The sequence below is a fragment of the Pseudomonas monachiensis genome, from assembly GCF_047345015.1.
In the GTDB taxonomy this organism is placed as follows: domain Bacteria; phylum Pseudomonadota; class Gammaproteobacteria; order Pseudomonadales; family Pseudomonadaceae; genus Aquipseudomonas; species Aquipseudomonas monachiensis.
In genome coordinates this window covers 2,418,760-2,436,176 of sequence record NZ_CP178857.1, presented here as the reverse complement: position 1 = coordinate 2,436,176, position 17,417 = coordinate 2,418,760, and the positions used below count along the sequence as shown (strand labels likewise).

At 56.1% G+C, this 17,417-nt stretch carries 15 protein-coding genes and 1 pseudogene; 9 read left to right on the top strand and 7 right to left on the bottom strand.

Features of this window, described 5'->3' with window-relative positions; genetic code table 11:
* Nucleotides 1-114: 114 nt before the first annotated feature.
* Together ACMDB8_RS11095 and ACMDB8_RS11090 are read left to right on the top strand one after the other, a co-directional pair.
* Nucleotides 115-453, top strand: a complete 339-nt coding sequence (locus tag ACMDB8_RS11095) for a hypothetical protein (RefSeq protein ID WP_056723139.1) — start codon at nucleotides 115-117, stop codon at nucleotides 451-453.
* Nucleotides 454-1,000: 547 nt separating this feature from the next.
* Nucleotides 1,001-1,156 (top strand): hypothetical protein, encoded by a 156-nt coding sequence (locus ACMDB8_RS11090; protein WP_177336460.1) that lies wholly within the window; start codon nucleotides 1,001-1,003, stop codon nucleotides 1,154-1,156.
* Nucleotides 1,157-1,418: 262 nt separating this feature from the next.
* Here the strand turns inward: ACMDB8_RS11090 and ACMDB8_RS11085 are convergent, their stop codons facing one another.
* Together ACMDB8_RS11085 and ACMDB8_RS11080 are read right to left on the bottom strand one after the other, a co-directional pair.
* Nucleotides 1,419-2,345: a LysR family transcriptional regulator gene (locus tag ACMDB8_RS11085; RefSeq protein WP_056722929.1), complete on the bottom strand. Its 927-nt coding sequence runs from the start codon at nucleotides 2,343-2,345 to the stop codon at nucleotides 1,419-1,421.
* Nucleotides 2,342-3,316, bottom strand: a complete 975-nt coding sequence (locus ACMDB8_RS11080; protein ID WP_056722931.1) for a quinone oxidoreductase family protein — start codon at nucleotides 3,314-3,316, stop codon at nucleotides 2,342-2,344. The genes ACMDB8_RS11085 and ACMDB8_RS11080 overlap by 4 nt, the downstream gene beginning before the upstream one ends.
* 332 nt (nucleotides 3,317-3,648) lie before the next feature.
* On the opposite strand from ACMDB8_RS11080, the gene ACMDB8_RS11075 reads away from it, so the two are divergent.
* On the top strand, nucleotides 3,649-4,326 hold the full coding sequence (locus tag ACMDB8_RS11075) for a DUF3313 domain-containing protein (RefSeq protein WP_056722933.1): 678 nt from the start codon (nucleotides 3,649-3,651) through the stop codon (nucleotides 4,324-4,326).
* A 233-nt stretch (nucleotides 4,327-4,559) separates the two neighbouring features.
* Here ACMDB8_RS11075 and ACMDB8_RS11070 read toward each other — a convergent pair whose 3' ends face one another.
* A complete protein-coding gene (locus ACMDB8_RS11070; protein ID WP_223542269.1) occupies nucleotides 4,560-4,985 on the bottom strand; it encodes an ester cyclase in 426 nt (141 codons plus the stop codon).
* Nucleotides 4,986-5,223: 238 nt separating this feature from the next.
* Here ACMDB8_RS11070 and ACMDB8_RS11065 point away from each other — a divergent pair, with 238 nt between their 5' ends.
* Complete coding sequence (locus tag ACMDB8_RS11065) at nucleotides 5,224-6,174, top strand: LysR family transcriptional regulator (protein ID WP_056722936.1); 951 nt, start codon at nucleotides 5,224-5,226, stop codon at nucleotides 6,172-6,174.
* 123 nt (nucleotides 6,175-6,297) lie between these two features.
* On the opposite strand, the pseudogene ACMDB8_RS11060 reads toward ACMDB8_RS11065, so the two are convergent.
* Nucleotides 6,298-6,390 (bottom strand): annotated as a pseudogene (locus ACMDB8_RS11060) (LysR family transcriptional regulator); the annotation flags it as partial.
* A 261-nt stretch (nucleotides 6,391-6,651) separates the two neighbouring features.
* Here ACMDB8_RS11060 and ACMDB8_RS11055 point away from each other — a divergent pair.
* Nucleotides 6,652-7,458, top strand: a complete 807-nt coding sequence (locus tag ACMDB8_RS11055) for a lytic transglycosylase domain-containing protein (protein WP_056727392.1) — start codon at nucleotides 6,652-6,654, stop codon at nucleotides 7,456-7,458.
* 66 nt (nucleotides 7,459-7,524) lie between these two features.
* Here the strand turns inward: ACMDB8_RS11055 and ACMDB8_RS11050 are convergent, their stop codons facing one another.
* From ACMDB8_RS11050 to ACMDB8_RS11040, 3 genes are all read right to left on the bottom strand, one after another.
* Entirely contained in the window at nucleotides 7,525-8,979 is a 1,455-nt protein-coding gene (locus ACMDB8_RS11050; protein ID WP_056727391.1) for a TrkH family potassium uptake protein, read from the bottom strand.
* A gap of 256 nt (nucleotides 8,980-9,235) precedes the next feature.
* Nucleotides 9,236-10,687, bottom strand: a complete 1,452-nt coding sequence (locus ACMDB8_RS11045) for a DUF1254 domain-containing protein (RefSeq protein ID WP_409079332.1) — start codon at nucleotides 10,685-10,687, stop codon at nucleotides 9,236-9,238.
* Between the two features lie 514 nt (nucleotides 10,688-11,201).
* Complete coding sequence (locus tag ACMDB8_RS11040) at nucleotides 11,202-12,095, bottom strand: LysR family transcriptional regulator (RefSeq protein WP_056727388.1); 894 nt, start codon at nucleotides 12,093-12,095, stop codon at nucleotides 11,202-11,204.
* A gap of 94 nt (nucleotides 12,096-12,189) precedes the next feature.
* On the opposite strand from ACMDB8_RS11040, the gene ACMDB8_RS11035 reads away from it, so the two are divergent.
* The 4 genes from ACMDB8_RS11035 to ACMDB8_RS11020 all read left to right on the top strand — a co-directional run bounded on the left by ACMDB8_RS11035 (nucleotide 12,190) and on the right by ACMDB8_RS11020 (nucleotide 17,384).
* Entirely contained in the window at nucleotides 12,190-13,356 is a 1,167-nt protein-coding gene (locus tag ACMDB8_RS11035) for an MFS transporter (RefSeq protein ID WP_223541878.1), read from the top strand.
* A 393-nt stretch (nucleotides 13,357-13,749) separates the two neighbouring features.
* Complete coding sequence (locus tag ACMDB8_RS11030) at nucleotides 13,750-15,063, top strand: hypothetical protein (protein ID WP_409079323.1); 1,314 nt, start codon at nucleotides 13,750-13,752, stop codon at nucleotides 15,061-15,063.
* Nucleotides 15,064-15,427: 364 nt separating this feature from the next.
* On the top strand, nucleotides 15,428-16,168 hold the full coding sequence (locus ACMDB8_RS11025; RefSeq protein ID WP_056722938.1) for an NAD-dependent epimerase/dehydratase family protein: 741 nt from the start codon (nucleotides 15,428-15,430) through the stop codon (nucleotides 16,166-16,168).
* A 475-nt stretch (nucleotides 16,169-16,643) separates the two neighbouring features.
* Nucleotides 16,644-17,384 (top strand): Mut7-C RNAse domain-containing protein, encoded by a 741-nt coding sequence (locus ACMDB8_RS11020; protein ID WP_056722940.1) that lies wholly within the window; start codon nucleotides 16,644-16,646, stop codon nucleotides 17,382-17,384.
* Nucleotides 17,385-17,417: the final 33 nt, after the last annotated feature.

Here is a 17,417-nt window from a genome sequence, read left to right as displayed (position 1 = left end):
CAGAAGCGGCGCCAAAAATCGAACCCTGCCATTGAGTAGTCATCAAACATGAGTGATGGCATTGAGCAGGGACGATAGCTACAGAGTCCAGCAATCCAAATGGGAGGTTTCGTCATGAGTGCGCTGACGATCGAAGGCTGGTGCAAAACCGGCAACGCCCAAAAGTCCACCCCGATGGGGGAAGTCCACTTCTACGTCGACGGACCTCTCCACCTCCGTCTTGAGGAGGCCGAAGAGCGCTTGCAGAAGACCCACGAGCGTGAAGCCATGGTCGATGTCGATATGGACTCGATGGAGTTGATCATGCCCGAGGGATATGCCCCCTTGTCCGACTGCCAGATGCGTGTCTATCTGCAACACGAACGCGGACAGTTCCATCTGGTTGGACACCGAGCGAGTGACGGCAGCCTGATCTACACCAACGCAGTGTTGATTGATCAACTGCTTGAGTAGCGGTTACGTGATTCCCGGTATCGGAGTTTCTCCGCGGGATAATGTGCGGTACCGAAAACTCACGGGTCTTTTGAACACAATTCAGTGTGTTGCTTCGACCGGTTGAAACCCCAGACAGAAGCGGCCCTTCCCGTCCCGTTAAATCCACCTCGCCGCAGGGGCAAGTAGCCCCTGGCAAAAGCGATCGGTGAAACAGGGCCGCGATTCTCTCCATAAATGGGGTACTACACCCACCCGACCAGGTGTTTGCCACCAAAATTGAGGGATATTCCCCCCTTCCCCGTTCTCTCGCTTGAAGACCTCGCAATCAGCCTGTTAATTCATTTGAGTTTTTTCTTCGCCCTATTGAAATGGCTCATTAGTTGCACCACCCCTGATACCCGCAACAGCTGTCGTCCCGGACATCACGGAGGCGGCGGGGCTCGCCGGATCAGGCATGACGCGAGGGGTGAAAAAATGAATCGAGCGACACCACCATGCAGTTCCATCGCCTTGTTGCCCAGGTCCAGCCTGTGGTGCGTATTCCACGCAAACGTGAGGACGGGTGATGGCTTCCACTAATAGATCAATCGCTCGAATCACCAAGCGACCAATGGCCCTTTATAAGCAGCTCGCTGAGTTAGGCCTGATGTTTATTGCGTTGGTGATGACGCTGGCGTTGTCCGTTGTACTGGCGATGGAGTTCACCCTTGGAGTGTTTTGACAAGTTATTGCTCCTACGACGAGCGCCCGTTTTACCAGGCACCCATGTAAATGAAGCGACTATGGGAGGTGTGTCATGTGGAATCAGCCTCTGATGATGGTGGCGATCTACTTTGCCATCACCCTCTGCTTCGGCTGGTTGTGGTCCGCAGCTACCTTGTATTGGTTTTGACCCAATGGAAAAAATGAGTCACCACCTGATTTTATAAACACACATGGCCGGCAGCCATGCGTCGGCCAGGTGGAAACCGAAGGTCAAGCGGTCAAATGGCCCATGGGGGCGCAGGGGAAAACTTTGACTCGATCCATTGTTTGAACGCGACAACCACCGCGCCCGGAAACCTGGCCGATGGCCTGACCAGATAGACCCCACCGGCGGTATCCAATTGCCAGTCCGGAAGGACCTGCAACAGCCTCCCGGCAGCAATATCGCGCCTCATCAACCAGTCACCTGCCCCCAATATTCCGGCATCGGCGCGGGCCGCTGCCAGTAATGACTCGCTGTCATTGGCCGTCAGGTTTCCTTTGGGAGAAACCGTCTGCAGCTCATTGCCGCGATGGAGTCTCCACTGGGGAAAAGACGCCAGGCCGCTGAAGCGAAGGCAGTTGTGCCGGATCAGGTCCTGTGGCGTTTCGGGCATGCCGTGTTGCCTGATGTAAGCAGGCGAGGCACAGAGTATCCGGCGATGGTCACTCAGTTTCCTGGCGATCAACCGGCTGTCTTCCAACTCTCCGATTCGGATCGCCGCATCAAAACCTTCATCGATGATGTCGACCAGACGCTCGCTGTAGTCTGCGAGGATCGAGACATGCGGATGAGCCTCGAGAAACTCCGGCAGCATCGGGCCAAGCCAACGCCTGCCCATGGCTGCCGGCAATGCAAGGCGCAAAGTACCGCGGATTTCGCTGGCGCCCTCGGACGCCTGCTGCTGCGCTTCATTCATCAATTCGATGGCCGAGCGAAGGCGCTGCTCCAGCCTGGCACCTGTTTCAGTAATTCGAACCTGGCGGGTGGAGCGCTCCACGAGCCGAACGCCAAGGCGCTTTTCCATTGCGGCGAGGCGTTTCGAGACGACGGTTGGGTGTCGCTGCAATAGCCGGCCAGCCCCGACAAATGAGCCTTGCGAGGCCACGGCCAGAAACGCAGCGATTTCATCACTGTGCTGATTGTTCAGAACATCAAGATTCATGGTTTTAGAATGATCGCCCCCGATGAACGCCCCGACTCCAGGTCGGCATGCGCCAATGCTGCGTCCGCCAGAGAGTAGCTTGCCCGGACCGAAGGTTTGATAATACCCGCACCGATGGCCGCCAACACATCCTGCGCTCGTTCCTGGTACTCGGAGGCACTCGCGGTATGGGCTGCCAACGAAGGACGTGTGAGGAACAGCGAGCCTTTGGCATTGAGTGTCGACAACTCCACGGCTGACGGCGCACCTGATGAAGCGCCAAACGACACCATCAGCCCCCGTGGTCGCAAGCTATCCAGGGATGCCTGGAAAGAAACACGCCCTATCGGGTCATAGACGACGTCGACCATTTTACCGTCGGTGATTCGAGCGACCTGGGAGGCCAGGCTGGCAGCATCGAACACCAGGACTTCATTGCACCCCGACGCCAGGGCTTTCTCGACACTGGCCTGCTTTGAAACCACGCCAATCACGGTGGCACCCAAGTGCTTGGCCCACGGCACCATGATTTCCCCCAGCCCTCCCGCCACACCGTAGAGCACAATGGTGGTGCCGGGCCCTACGGGATAGGTGGCTTTCAACAGGTACTGCGCAGTGATGCCCTTGAACATGACGGCTGCGGCATCTTCAAATGACAGCGAATCCGGAATTTTGACCAGCCGCTCCGCCGGATAAAGCCGGGCCGAAGCGTAGGAGCCGATCGGACCGGTGGCATAAGCCACGCGATCCCCTGTTCGTACGTTGCTGACACCCGCACCCACAGCGGCAACACGCCCCGCGCCTTCCAGCCCAAGCCCGGACGGCAAGGGAATGGGCACCGCTCCCTTGCGCTGGGTAACGTCGAGAAAGTTGACACCCACAGCCTCTTGCTCAAGCCATACCTCGCCCTGGCCTGGTGATTGTTCGCTCAGTGCCTCCAGGTTCAGTACTTCAGGGTTGCCGAACTGGTTAAACCGGATCGCAGATACCATGGTCATTTCTCCATCAGTCAGAAACCGTAATCAAATGAGTGGTCTCAGTGTGAGAACTGATCTGCTGATGAACAAGACTGGGAAATTGCAGGACATTAATGCACTGATTGCAGCAATGTAATCGCCGATAGCGGACTATGCTCTGGGGACATCAACGTCAGTCGGGCTGGGTCTGGCTCTGAGACATGTCGGCGCAGCAGATCCAGTTCACAACGGCAATAAATTCTCCGGTCGGTTCGACAACGCTTCATTCATGCCATGAAGGGAAACATGACTTGGCGTTTCTATTTTTCAGTTGACTGAGCACGACTAAATCGTGGAGTGAACCCACCATGTCCCTGGACCGTAAACTGTTTGTTGGCGTCGCACTGACATACCTGCTACTCAGCGGTTGCACCTCCCAAGTCACTGAACGCGAGCAATATTCGGGCTTCCTGTCCAACTACAACAACCTGCAAGAAGTGACCACCGCCACGGGTGAGAAGGCAATGCGCTGGGTGAGCCCGTCGTGGAACCCGAATGCGTATGACACCATCGCGTTCAGAACGCTGGAGTTTTATCCCTCGCCCAAACCCAACGAACAGGTCAATCAACAAACGCTGGCCGACTTGCAGGACTTCATGTCCAGGAAGGCCAAAATCGTACTGGGCCAGAAATACCAGAGGGTGTCTAACGCCGCCGCCGCACCAGCCAGGTCACGCCCCCTGATTCTTCGTGCGGCAATCACTGGCGTCAGCGCCTCGAACGAAGGCATGAAGTGGTATGAAGTGATGCCGATTGCGGCCGTTGTCGGAGCGACACAGGCAGCTACCGGTCACCGGGATCAAGACACTAATCTATTCATTGAAGCCGAGTTCATTGACGCAAGAACCAATCAAACAATGGCCAAAGTGGTGCGTAAGGTATTCGGCAACCCGTTAGAGAACGAAAGTCAGAAAATCACCACCAAGGACTTTAAAGACGCTATCGAAAAACTGAATACCGATCTCTGGACGTTCATCCACAGCTGACCGCTAATAAACTTTCAGCTTCTTTCTCCCCTTGCGCCCTGCCAGCCGATGCGCGCCCCTGTATATGTTGAGGCGGCGATCCGACTTGCCCGCGAACACGACGACACACTGGCTGCTTTGGGCCGGCAGTTGACGTTGATGACAGGCAACAATCGGCCAACAGCGGCCTCTGACCACCGTGGGGAGTATAATTTCACCACGGTGGACTTATTCCCCCTTGGAATTTAACTAAGTTACTCGTAACTGATGATTCCGAGTTGCTTTGCCATAAACAGTTCGTTCCGCTCAACGATCTCCTCGATCACTTTCCCCTCTTTGTTAAACCGAAAATACGTCAGAGCGGTCCAAGTCAAGCTCTTGCCTTCTACGTTAAAGCCGTGCCATGTATTCGAGCCAGTAGCACAGTGCGTCAACGCGACTACAACAACGTCATCCGTGACAACTTCCTTGCTGAACGTAGTTTCAATTGTTTTATATCGTTCGAGAACATTTTCGCTCAAGGCTCGCTTAAAGTTTTCCAAACCACCTATCGGAGCATCGCAGTCCGGTCGATGCACAACCACATTGACATCGAAATACTCGGAAACCCGCTCAACATCCTTACCATCCACGCAGTATTTAAAGTAGTTCTTCACCGTATCTAGATTTTTGACACCCATACGACACTTACTCCTCTCAGATTGATAACAAGCAATACATCCCAAAGCTTTATAAAAGGCCGCCCCGCTCAAAAGGAGCCGTATACCAGAAGCGTTACATCAATTCGAATAAGACCTTTTGCACACTTCACGAGTGATTAACTGGAACGACCCAGCGCGCCAGGTACATTCTAGGAGGGGTTATGGTATTCGTAAATCTAGAATATATTAGACCTGATATCGTATATTGGAATACCACATGAGTCTGGAACGGTTGGAAAAATGGGCAACAGTCAGGCATTTCCGCCTGGCGATTGCGTTGTTTGAATATGGCAGTGTTTTGCACGCCGCACGCTCGCTGAACCTCTCACAGCCTACAGCGAGCAAGCTACTACAGGATCTGGAAGAGGCTGTAGGGGCTCAGCTCTACACCCGAAATCGTAGGGGGGTTACGCCTACGGAGCTTGGTCGGGACTTTGTACAGCGCAGCCGGATGATCCTTGCCCAACTGGATCATGTATCCCAAGCAATCGACGCGCTTGGAAAAGGGCATGCCGGGCGTGTTGCTATAGGAAGCGTGTTAACAGGGTCAAGTTATCTTGTGCCAGCAGCCATCGCACGACTCTGGGCAAGCCGACCAAGCATCCGCATCAAAATCATCGATGGTGTAAGCGGAGAACTAATACCTCGGCTCATCTCGGGCGAATTGGACTTCTTGATTGGGAGACTTTCCGATGTCAGCTCAAGCGTCGTTGTCGCTCAGGAGGCACTTATTAGCGAAAACGCCGTCATCGTTGCGCGCCGTGACCACCCTCTTGCCCAGCAAACAGAGGTTAAACTGGAAGAGCTCGCGCGCGAAGCATGGATACTGCCCCCAATAGAAACTACTTTACGGAAGCAGTTCGATAATATCTTTCATCGAAATGACATCAATCCACCACATGCAACGATAGAAACCGCATCATTCTTTAATATACTTTGGTTATTAAAACAGACCGATTTTCTTGGGATATTACCACAATCAGTTATTTCTGACCCAGCACACAGTAAGGAACTAATCCGCCTCCCGGCTTTTGAACCTCTAATTCTGGAACAAATTGGTGTTTCCCGACTAGCAGACGCTACATTGTCACCTGCCGCTTCCGCTTTATTGGACTCACTAAGAGAGATTATGCACAACACCCAAAAAATGGGCGGATACCTTCCGTAAGAGAAGGAGTTCTAATCGTTGCAATAGCCCATCGAATTGACGGGCAGCCTTGAGAACAGGCAGCAATCGGCCAGAAGGAGACATTCGTTTGCGTCGGGATGCCCCCTATCCAGTCGTCAGGCATTAAGCACTGTTGAGATGGTCGCGTATGAACTCGATGAACCGCTGGGTCTTCGCAGGAAGCAGCGGTTTTTCGGTCAGTGCGTAGACCGAGATGCCAGTGCGACTACGACCAGATGTGCCACATCCTAGAAGGCAGCCTGCGCCTGACCGATGCTGACGGCGTGGCGAAGACCTTCGGGCCTGCGCCTCGCCTGGGAACGCCGCCACCCCATACGTCAACGCAAGTTCCAAAGCCGGTTACAAGGGGTATAACTATCAGAACAAAAGGCGGGTCACGCAGAATGGGCCCTCCGAAGGTAGCGCCCGGGCCAGGTGCCCCAGGCCCGATCGGCGCCTGCGGCGCGGAGCGATGTGATGAGATCCAGAACATGGCGATGGGCTCGCAAGAGCCTTCTTGGCTGCATCGAGCTGGCCTTGCTGGTCGCTCCTCTGTGCGCCAGCGCCATGTTCAAGTGCCAAGCCAGGGACGGCGCCATCAGCTACACCAGCCAAGCCATCGCCAGCGCCCGTTGCACTCGCCTCAATGGCATGGCGGGCGCCGGTGTCGGCGCCAAGGCAATGGCCCTGCCACGGGTTGTGCGGGACGACGACTCAGGCGCGGTGCGGATTCGGGTGTTCACCTTCATCCACAAGGGTACTCGTCAATATGTGAGCCGGCGCCCCGTCGGTATCTCCGCACGGGTCGATGTCCTTGAGCTCTATTACATCAAGGGCTGCTATCTGTGCATGGCGCCGAAGGATTTCAAGGTCGCCTCACTGCGCCTGGACACCCTTTCCTATCGGCGGGAGATCGAAGCCGCTTCGGGTCATTATGGTGTCGACAGGGCGCTGGTCCGCGCAGTGATACATGCCGAATCGGCGTTTCGCCCCAACGCCATTTCCGAAGCCGGCGCCCAGGGGCTGATGCAGTTGATGCCCGCCACCGCCCAGCGCTTCGCCGTGGACGATCCGTTCGACGCACGACAGAACATTCGTGGCGGCGTGCGCTACCTGGCCTGGCTGCTCAAGCGCTTCAACGGCAACCAGGTGCTGGCTTTGGCAGGTTACAACGCCGGCGAAGCGTCCGTGGTCGAGTACAACGGGGTGCCTCCCTACGCCGAGACGCAATCCTACGTCACCCTCGTGCAATCCTTGACCGAACGCTATCGCAACCATCGCTAGGTAAGTATCGACAAGCTGATTTTCGTCCCGCATGTAGCTTGTAGTCTCAGCCCTCGACTAGCTGGGTCAATATCTCCAGAAAACTGGAGTTACGAGTACCAACACAGTCAGGATTTCCAACCTTCCTAGAAGCATTCCAACCGTGAGCAGCCATTTGGCGGCATCCGGTAATGATGAGAAATTACCGGCCGGCCCAATGATTGCGCCAAGACCCGGTCCGACGTTACACACCGCCGTAGCGGCACCGCTCAACGCGGTTGTCCAATCAAGCCCAATGAGAGCCAGGCCCAAAGCGATGGCGGCAATCGTGATGGTGAAGAAAAACGAGAAGGTCAAAAGCGAGCGCACGATCTCCTCATCGATGGGATGGCCGTTGTATTTTTTCTGAATCACCGCTCGAGGATGGATCAACTGCTTCAAGCTGCTGACCAGTAGAGCGCCAGCCACCTGAAAACGGAAGATTTTAAGACCGCCTGCCGTTGAGCCGGAACAGCCACCGATGAAGGTCAGATAGAAAAACAGCAAGACAGCGAAGCTGCCCCACAAGGTGTAGTCGCCAACCGCAATTCCGGTGGTCGTGACGACCGAGGTCACATTGACCGCCACGATACGAAACGCATCCCACCATCCGTAATCGCTGTGAAAACATAACCAGGTACCCACAGCCAGCGATGTGACGAGCAAGAATCCAATGAATCCGCGGACCTGGTGGTCCTTGATCAGCGCACGCCGATTGCCCCGCAATGTCGCGACGTACAAGGTGAACGGCAGGCTGCCCAGAATCATGATGACTACCGCCACCCAGTGAATCGCTGGTTGCGTCCAATGCCCAAGGGAAGCGTCCGAAGTTGAGAACCCTCCGGTAGAGATTAACGACATTGCATGGTTGACCGCTTCAAATGGCGTCATTCCAGCGAGCCAGAGCGCCAGAGCTCCAAACCCGGTAAGCCCCAGATAGAGCAAAAGAATGTACTTGGCTGCCACATGGGAACGCGGTGTCACTTTCTCCGACCAATCGGAGGACTCTGTCTGGAACAGACGCATGCCGCCTACTCGCAACAGTGGAAGGATCGCCACAGCCATGCCGATAAAACCGATGCCGCCCAACCAATGCAGCATGGAGCGCCATATCAACAAGCCGGGAGATGAGGTATCCAGACCGGTGAGTACCGTCGAACCAGTGGTTGTGATGCCAGACATCGTTTCGAAGAATGCGTCGGTGTAGCTGATTTGGCTAATGAACACCATTGGTAACGCTGCGAAGGTGCACACGACTACCCAGCTTCCGGTAGTCAGCAAGTACATGTCCCTGGGACGAAGTTGGCCAGTATCCGGGCGTCCCCGCACGATCAACAGGAGGCCACAGATGAAGGTAATCAAACTCGACCAGAGAAAGGCCGACAGATCGTCGCTACGCTCATAGGCCACCAGTGTGATCATGGGAATAGCCATGCTTATGGCCAGCGTGATCAGAAAAATGCCCAGGATGAAGCCGATAAGCCGAATTGCTGCGAGGGACATGACAATAGCGTTCCAAATTAACACCGCGCAGTATTAGATACCCAACCTGAAGACCCCGTAAATTTTGCGTAAAGCTTCTACGGGAAACCCCATAGGCTGCGTGCGTGAACGGGCTTTATCGGGTGGAATTCTGCCGGTCAGGACAGGCAGAAACCGGCCAATAGCAGCCCTTCATGTTCGGCTGCTATTGGCGAAAACGCAGGACTGGCCGACACCTGCCCACGGCGGGTGTCGGCAATGGGCCGCAAGAGGCGAACTACTTCGAGACCACCAGCGCCGGTGGCTGCCAGCTGCCTTCGCCGGCGGGAAGAATCGAAGGCGGTGCGGTCTTCGGCCAGTAGAGGCGCATCACCAGAAAGACCGTGTCGTCGGGCGCGGGCAACCAGTTGGCTTCCTTAGCCTTGCCGGGGGAATCTTTCTGAATGTACAGCGTCAGTGAACCATCCGTGTTTTTCTTCATCGCCGACAGCATCGGCGAGTTGATCAGGTAACGGTTGAGCGGATTTTTGATCAGCAGCTGGCTCTTGCCGTCGTACATGGTCACCGACCAGAAGGCATTGACTGGCGGCAGTTTGCCGGCCGGGAAAGTCAGCGTGTAGTTGCGCTTGCCGGTATCCAGCGTCTGGCCAGTGCCGTCGGTGCGCGTGTTGGGATACATCGCCTCGACGGCATCGTTGCCGTAGAGACCGCCTTTCGCGGCACCGGCACGCTTCAACCAGTCGGCCTTGTAGAACGTTTGGTCGCCGAAGTACGCGCCGACGTTCCAGCCGTTGATTATCTTCGTCCCACTCGCGAGGAACTTGTCGACCTTCTGGTCACCGGCCTTCATCCCGAGCAGGACCACGGCCTTGTGCTCGAGCGAGAGATCCTTAAATTCGAAGGTGCGACCGGGTCCCACCCCGATGCTCGCCAGCTTGGCCCGGATCTCCTGGTCGTCAGCCGATGGCGGCACATACTCCATCGCGGCCGACAGGTACTCGAAGAAGTTGGCCTTGATGCCTTCCGTCGTAGCCGGGACAAAATCAATCTTCGGCGCAGCCGGTGGCGCGGGTTGATGGAGGAAGGCGGACAGCGGCTGGACCTTGTAGCCCGCTTGCACCTTCTCGACATTCGGCATGTCCTTGGCGTTGTAGAGCTGAGTCCGAATGGCGCTCACGGCGAAGGGAGTGGTCGAGGTGAAGACTTTTTTGATACCGGGAGGGGGCACGCCTTTCCAGTCGGGACCGACCACCATGTAGTCGCCTGGCTCGTTGCCGGTGGTACGGCTGCCGATGTAACCATAGTTGTAAGTGTTGCCGTCGATCATCTGCACCGAGTAGTAACGCCGCTTGCCCACTGCCGGCACCGAGATCACCATCGGCTCCGCGCGCAGGTCCAGCCAGACAAACGAATAAGGGGTGTCGCTGTTCGGAGTGATGATGGCCGTGTCTTGGTAGGTGAAGACGCGAGGCTCGTTCTTGATCTGGTTGAACGGCGCCTTGTATTGCGGGCCGCCCTTGTCCACAGCATATTCGTGCATTACGGCGTAGTTCATGACCAGCGGTAAGCCGTAAATAAAGCCTTCCTCGGCGATTGCCTTGGTCTGCTCCAGACTTGGCGCGGGTACGCCTTTGGTCACATCCGTCTTGTCTGCCTGCGTGATCGGGTCGTTCTTGCTCGCACACCCCGCAAAAAGCGTTGAACCCACTACGACGAATGCCGCAGCCATTGACCAGCCCCGGTTAAACTTCCTGTTCATTTCTACCTCGTTAGTTTTGAGCAAGCTGGCACCGTGAGCGTTCATGGTCACGGTGAAATAATTTGAATACTTCTTGTGGCGAAGCGTCTACTCACGCGCTCAGGGAGTGTAGATCACAATAAGCCAGCATCACCTTGCGCAACTGAGCAACTCCGATTCAATTCCGTAATACTTACGCGCTGCCGTTACGGACCATCTGGCTTCTAGACGGCCAATCGTGATCAGCAGCCAAAAAGCGGATAGTCAGAGATTCACTTTAGAGGCCCGCCAAAGCCCGCTATGGGTCGATTTCTGCCTATCGTGACAGGCAGAAACCGGCCAAAAGCGGTCTTTCACGACGGCCATTTAAGACGTGCGGACGACCCATCAATGCCAGAGTTCGCGATTGTTCCAGTAAGGCAAGCCACCTATTGATAGTGCACCCAAAAATGTTTTGGTCACTTCAACATCACGAGTACCCGGAAATATCAGCTTACGCCTCCGCTTACATCCGGTGATGTTCCAGCAAGAAGTCCACGAACAATCGCACCCGCGCCGGCATTGCCGCCCCGCCGACGAACACCGCATGAATCGGTTCCTGGTCCCCGGGGTTCCAGGCTTCCAACAGCGGAATCAGGTCGCCGCGCTGCAGATCCTCGCTCACGCTGAACTCACCGATACGTGCAATGCCGGCACCTACTCGCGCGAGTTGTGCCAGCGCTTCACCACTGCTGCATTCGATGTTGCCGCTGACCTTCAGGGAAAACTCTTTTCCATCGCGGATGAACGGCCAGTTGGGTTCGGCACGCCGAAAGTTGAAGCGCAGGCAGTTGTGCTGTAGCAGGTCTTCCGGTTCCTGGGGGATGCCGTGGCTCTGCAGATACTCGGGCGATGCCACCACTACCTGGCCGGTGTCGCCGATCCTGCGCGCGGTCAGCGGGCTGTCGGGCAGATGGCCAAAGCGGACCGCGACGTCGGCCTGCCCGCCGAGAATGTCGACCACTTCGTCGCCGAGGGTGAGGTCGACGACGATGTTCGGGTAACGGGCGCTGAATGCTGCGACCAAAGGAACGATGGCCAGCCGCCCATGGCCAAGGGCGGCACTGACCCGCAATCGCCCCCTGGGTACGCCCTGGTCGGCGATGGCTTCTTCGACCTCGTCCATGTCGGCCAGGATACGCCGGGCGCCGCGCAGGAACGCTTCGCCCTCGGCAGTGAAGGTGATCGCTCGGGTGGTGCGCAACAGCAGGCGGGTGCCAAGACGTTGCTCGGTACGCGCGATGATCCGACTGACTGCCGAGGGTGTCAGGCCCAGTGCACGCGCGGCGGCCGACAGGCTGCCTTCCTGCGCCACGGTGATGAACACGCTCATTTCACCTGACCTGCCGTTGAAATCCACTTGTGCCTCCTGCGCAAAGGTGATTGCCAAAAATGCTATCTACCACCTGAAAAGACTGGATCGTAGCATTAGCGGCATAGATAAGGAGCCTTCCATGCGTATCAATCCACCACTTGTCGCGCTCGCCATCGGTGCCTTTGGCATCGGCGTAACAGAATTCGCCCCCATGGGCATGTTGCCGGGTATCGCTGCGGATCTGGGCGTTTCCATTCCCGCCGCCGGTTTGCTGGTCAGTGCTTATGCGCTGGGCGTATTGCTCGGCGCACCGCTGATGACCCTGACCACCGGCAGGATTCCCCGGCGCTATCTGCTGATCGGGCTCATGGCGATTTTCACCCTGGGTAATCTGATGTCAGCCCTGGCCACCGATTACTACAGCCTCATGGTCGCCAGGGTGGTGACCTCACTGAACCATGGTGCATTTTTTGGCGTTGGCTCCATCGTCGCCGCCAGCGTGGTCGCCCCGCAGAAACGTGCCGGGGCGGTTGCGGCGATGTTCATGGGCCTGACCCTGGCGACCATCGGCGGTGTGCCGCTGGCCGCCTGGTTTGGTGAACTGTTCGGTTGGCGCACCGCTTTCTGGGGAATTACCGGCCTCGGCGTGGTGACCATGGCCGCATTGTGGTTCGCCCTGCCTAACCTGAAGACGCCGAAAAGCGTCGGTGTAATGGCCGAAATTCGGGTACTGGGGCGTGGTCCGGTGCTGGGCGCGTTGGCCCTGACCGTAGTCGGATCGAGCGCAATGTTTACCGTCTTCACCTACATCGCGCCGATCCTCAGCAGCGAGACCCATGCGTCCACCGCCTACATCACCGCCATGCTGGTGCTGTTCGGTGTGGGGTTGACGCTGGGCAACATGTGGGGCGGCAAGGCCGCCGACCGCTCGATAGATCGCACCCTGATCGTTTCGCTGAGCGTGCTGATTCTCGTCTTGCTGGCGTTTACCGTTCTGATGCGTTGGCCGCTGCCGGCCGCCGTTGCCATCCTGATATGGGGTATCGCCAGCTTCGCCCTGGTGCCGCCGCTACAGATGCGCGTCATGGAAGCAGCGAAGGACGCGCCCAATCTTGCCTCTGCGGTGAACATTGGCGCCTTCAATTTTGGCAACGCGATTGGCGCAGCACTGGGCGGAGCGGTGATCAACGGCGGTCTGGGTTATCCGGCGATTTCCCTGGCCGGAGCGGCAATGGCTGCTCTGGGGCTGCTGATGGTGTTGGCTTATGCCTGGCGTTCCAGAACGATTGAAGCGGCAGTGGTGTGACGAAGATGAGGGGGAGTGGTTCGTTACGATCGATGAGGGGCGGCAATCGGTCAATTTTAGCCTTTGCTGACCGGCAGCTTTGGGTCGTTTTCTGCCTATCGTGACAGGCAGAAACCGGCCAATAGCGGTCATTCATTGCTGACGAAATCAGGGGCGATTCAATGTTCTGACGCGACTGTCGACACCGCGGACGAGCGAGATCGGGCAGTTGCTGCCGCATCAGTGGATGCCGACCTCACTCACGCAAGTTGAGTTGGGCGGGCGTTCACGAATGAAGCTCTCAGCAAGGCTGCTTCTAGCTTGGATCCAGCGAATGCGCATAGTAGCATGTGGCCACTCATGCTCGGCGCCTAAGCGCCTATGCGCAATCAGGATATGAAGGGAGTCATGCACATGTCGATGTTAGAGTTCATTGGCGAACTGGGCCGCGCGGAAAAAATTCACAAAAAGCCGCACATACCTCGCGACAAAGCTTACAACGCTATCGCTTCGTACTGCCCAGATGTCAGTTATGACGACATCCAATTGCTTATCGATGAGACGGTTTTTGGTAACGCAAAAGTAGGCGTCATCATCACTGCGAACGAGATCTGCGGGAAGGAAAACTTCTGTGACCCCTTCCGCTATGCCCTTTCGAAGGTATCCTCAGTCTTCGTCAAGAAAAGCTTAATGACGTCAACGCTCTACATTAACGAGCGGCAGGTGATTAAGCTGACACAGCCTTCGGGAGGTACGCTAGTCCACCTGTTTGATAGTGTCGAACAATACTTGCAGCAAGCAAAACATGCCGCTAAACCGGAGCCTATCATCACGCCTGCTGCGCTGCCTGCCGATCAGACTGCTGAAATCTGGCCTTCCCCTGAATCCGCCTCCCAAAGCGCACCTGCCGTCGCTGAACTGATCGAACCCAGCCCCCGGCTCCACGCCCGCCTGCCTGAGCAGGCTGAAGCCATAGTGGAGCTTGAAAGCGTGGAAGTCGTGACTGAACAACCGACAGCCACTGCTCCGGTAGACGAGGAGAAAAGCTCATCCCGATTTCGCCGCTGGCCAAAGGACAATTTGATCACCTCGATCCAGACGGATAAACACGTGAGCGCTGTGTTCAACTTCATCGGCGATGTATTGAGCGATAACAAGTCCAGCAAATCTGCTGCGCTACGAAGAGAAGTCCAAGGCTTCTTGGCCAAGACAGTACTGCGGTTGAGGAAAGAGTACATCGATCGAAACCATGTAATTGGCCTAATGAACGACGTGGCCACGATGGAGTTTCTGATCTACAGCATCGCCTATCTCCGGCTTGAGCTAGCCAACCGACGTGTAGATCCGAGGCTGATAACCTACACGCTGAGCGAAGGTGTCCAGGCGCTCCTCTCACTGGACAACTCAACTAGCTCCCGGAGTCTACTGGCCAAACTGCTGCATCTCGCTGAAGCGATGGGAAACAACATCGATCAACTTATCTTTACCTTCTACATTAGAGTTTTGATGAGCAACATGAAGGGCGAACTAGCAGACGATGAGCTCGAAATGAGACAACTGCGCACGCTTGCTTCGTTCAACAAGGAATTACCGCTGCAAGAAGCGCTAGAGAAAATTATCCAGGAGTTCGTGGTGGCCACTGTAGATGAGATCGGGGATATCAGCGGCAATCGTCAAATCAGCTATGACGCACGTCGGTGCGCTGACAGCATCATTGATCTTTTCTGAGATTTTTGGGGGGGGGATCTAAGTATTTTGAATACAAAGCCTTTCTCGCTGCGCATCGACCCCAAGCGGACAACAGGATGCCGGGGCCACTCCGCGGCCATCGCCAGCAAGCTCAGCTCCCAGAGATGCAGCGCAGTCTTGGAGTCAAATGGTATTCCTTTGGGAGCCGGCTTGCCGGCGACGAGGCCGGTACGAGCCACAGAACCTTGAATCGGTGTCCGCTTGGGGTCGTTTTCAGCCGGTCACCACAGGCAGAAAACGGCCAGAAGCGGACGTATTGACACTTGTTACTCTCATTGGAAGTTGTCAACCGACCACGACGCTGGGAAGCTACAGTGACGTTTACCATAAGGACATGCTGAAAATGAACGCGCGAAAAATTTTAATCACAGGTGCTGCGGGCCGAATCGGCAGCGCTTTTTGGAAAGCGTATTACGATAAATCGGATTTGCGTTTAGCCGACATAGATGTATCAACACTTCCGCAATCGGCACAACGTTTCGCTCTCGACATCAGCGTTCAAGCCAGTTGCCTTGAAGCTTGCGAAGGCATACATACAGTGATTCATCTAGCTGCTGACCCTCGCCCAGACGCCGATTTCATGACCTCCCTGCTCCCTGTGAATATTGTGGGCACCTACAACATGCTATTCGCCGCAAAGGCTCAAGGCTGCGAGCGCTTTATATTTGCGAGCAGCGCTCAGGCTATCGAAGGTTATCCAGAGGATGTTCAGATACATGAATGTATGGCACCTAAGCCAGGCAATCTATACGGGGTCAGCAAAGCGTTCGGGGAAGCTCTGGCTTCGATGTATGCAAACGATGGTCAAATGACAACAATCGCAGTCCGTATTGCAAACGTAGCTATATTTCACCAAGGGGAAAACCACAGTCACAGGGATGTAGCTGCTTTTATTAGTGTCAGGGATGTTGTTGCACTACTTAAAAATTGCGTCGAGGCCGAGCTGAGCGGATTTCATGTTATCCACGGGGTCTCAGATAACAGATATAAGCGACTTTCTATCGAGAAGACCAGAAAAGTTGTGGGATACGCCCCCCTTGATGATGGATTTGAGATTCTGGAAGGACACGCTCAACCTGACTGAACTACTTCATTATCAGCTGTCTCTTCGACTGTCCGTTTCGGGTCGAAAGTGACCACTCTGCGACAGGGAGTTTCCCGGGCCATCAAGCTACAAAATCAAGTGCGATTCAGATAGCCCTGGCGGGATTGGAAATTCTTTTTTGCACCTGCGTCCTGGACAGGTTTTGCTCGATGATGGTCAAGATGACCGCGCAGCAGATGAGCTAATGCGCGCATACATGGGAGCTGGCCCAGAGATTTTCGCTGCGGAAGACGCCCGCTACCTGACTTTTCGCAAAACACGTGCTGATCTTGACGCACCATAACTATTAGCCCACCTGTTTTACGTCCAGGGTCCCTAGACACCCTGACGTGAGCGCCATGGGACGAATGCGGCCATCCGGCAAACGGTCATTCAACGTAGACAAAACCAGGGGCGATTCAGAAGATGTCCCGACCAACCTCGCTCACCCCGCAGCCCTGCCATACTGTTCAACATGACCAGTGCAACTTTCCGCTTCTTTGATGAGCTCAACGATTTCCTGCCGGCCGAACGGCGGCGGCAACCCTTCACCTGCCAGTGCGCGCAAGGGGCGACGGTCAAGCACATGATCGAGGCGCTCGGGGTGCCGCACACCGAGGTCGAACTGGTGCTGCTCAACGGCGAGTCGGTGGGCCTGGAGCGGGTGATCCTCGACAGTGACCGGCTGGCGGTGTATCCCAAGTTCGAAGCGCTGGACATCAGCCCCCTGCTGAAAATTCGTGCGCAACCTTTAAGGGTGCTGCGTTTCGTCGCGGATGCGCACCTTGGCGGGCTGGCCAGCCTGCTGCGCATGAGCGGCTTCGACACCCTCTACGACAATGGCTTCGAGGATGGCGAGATCGCCGAGATCGCTGCGCAGCAAGGACGCATCGTGCTGACCCGCGACCGCGAACTGCTCAAGCGGCGAATCATCAGCCACGGCTGTTATGTGCATGCCCTGAAACCCTCGCTGCAGTTGCGCGAATTGTACGAGCGCCTCGACCTGGCGCGTAGTGCGCGGCCATTCAGCCTGTGCCTTCATTGCAACCTGCCGCTGCACGAGATCAGCCTGGAACTGGCCCGGACGCAGGTGCCGCCACGCATCGGCGCCCTCTATTCGCACTTCCTGCGCTGCGACGCCTGCCAACGGGTTTACTGGGAGGGTTCGCACTGGCGCGGTATGTGTGCATTGCTGGCACCGCTGCTGAACCGATAGCCGCCAGCCCTTGGCGGAAAAAAAATAACAAAA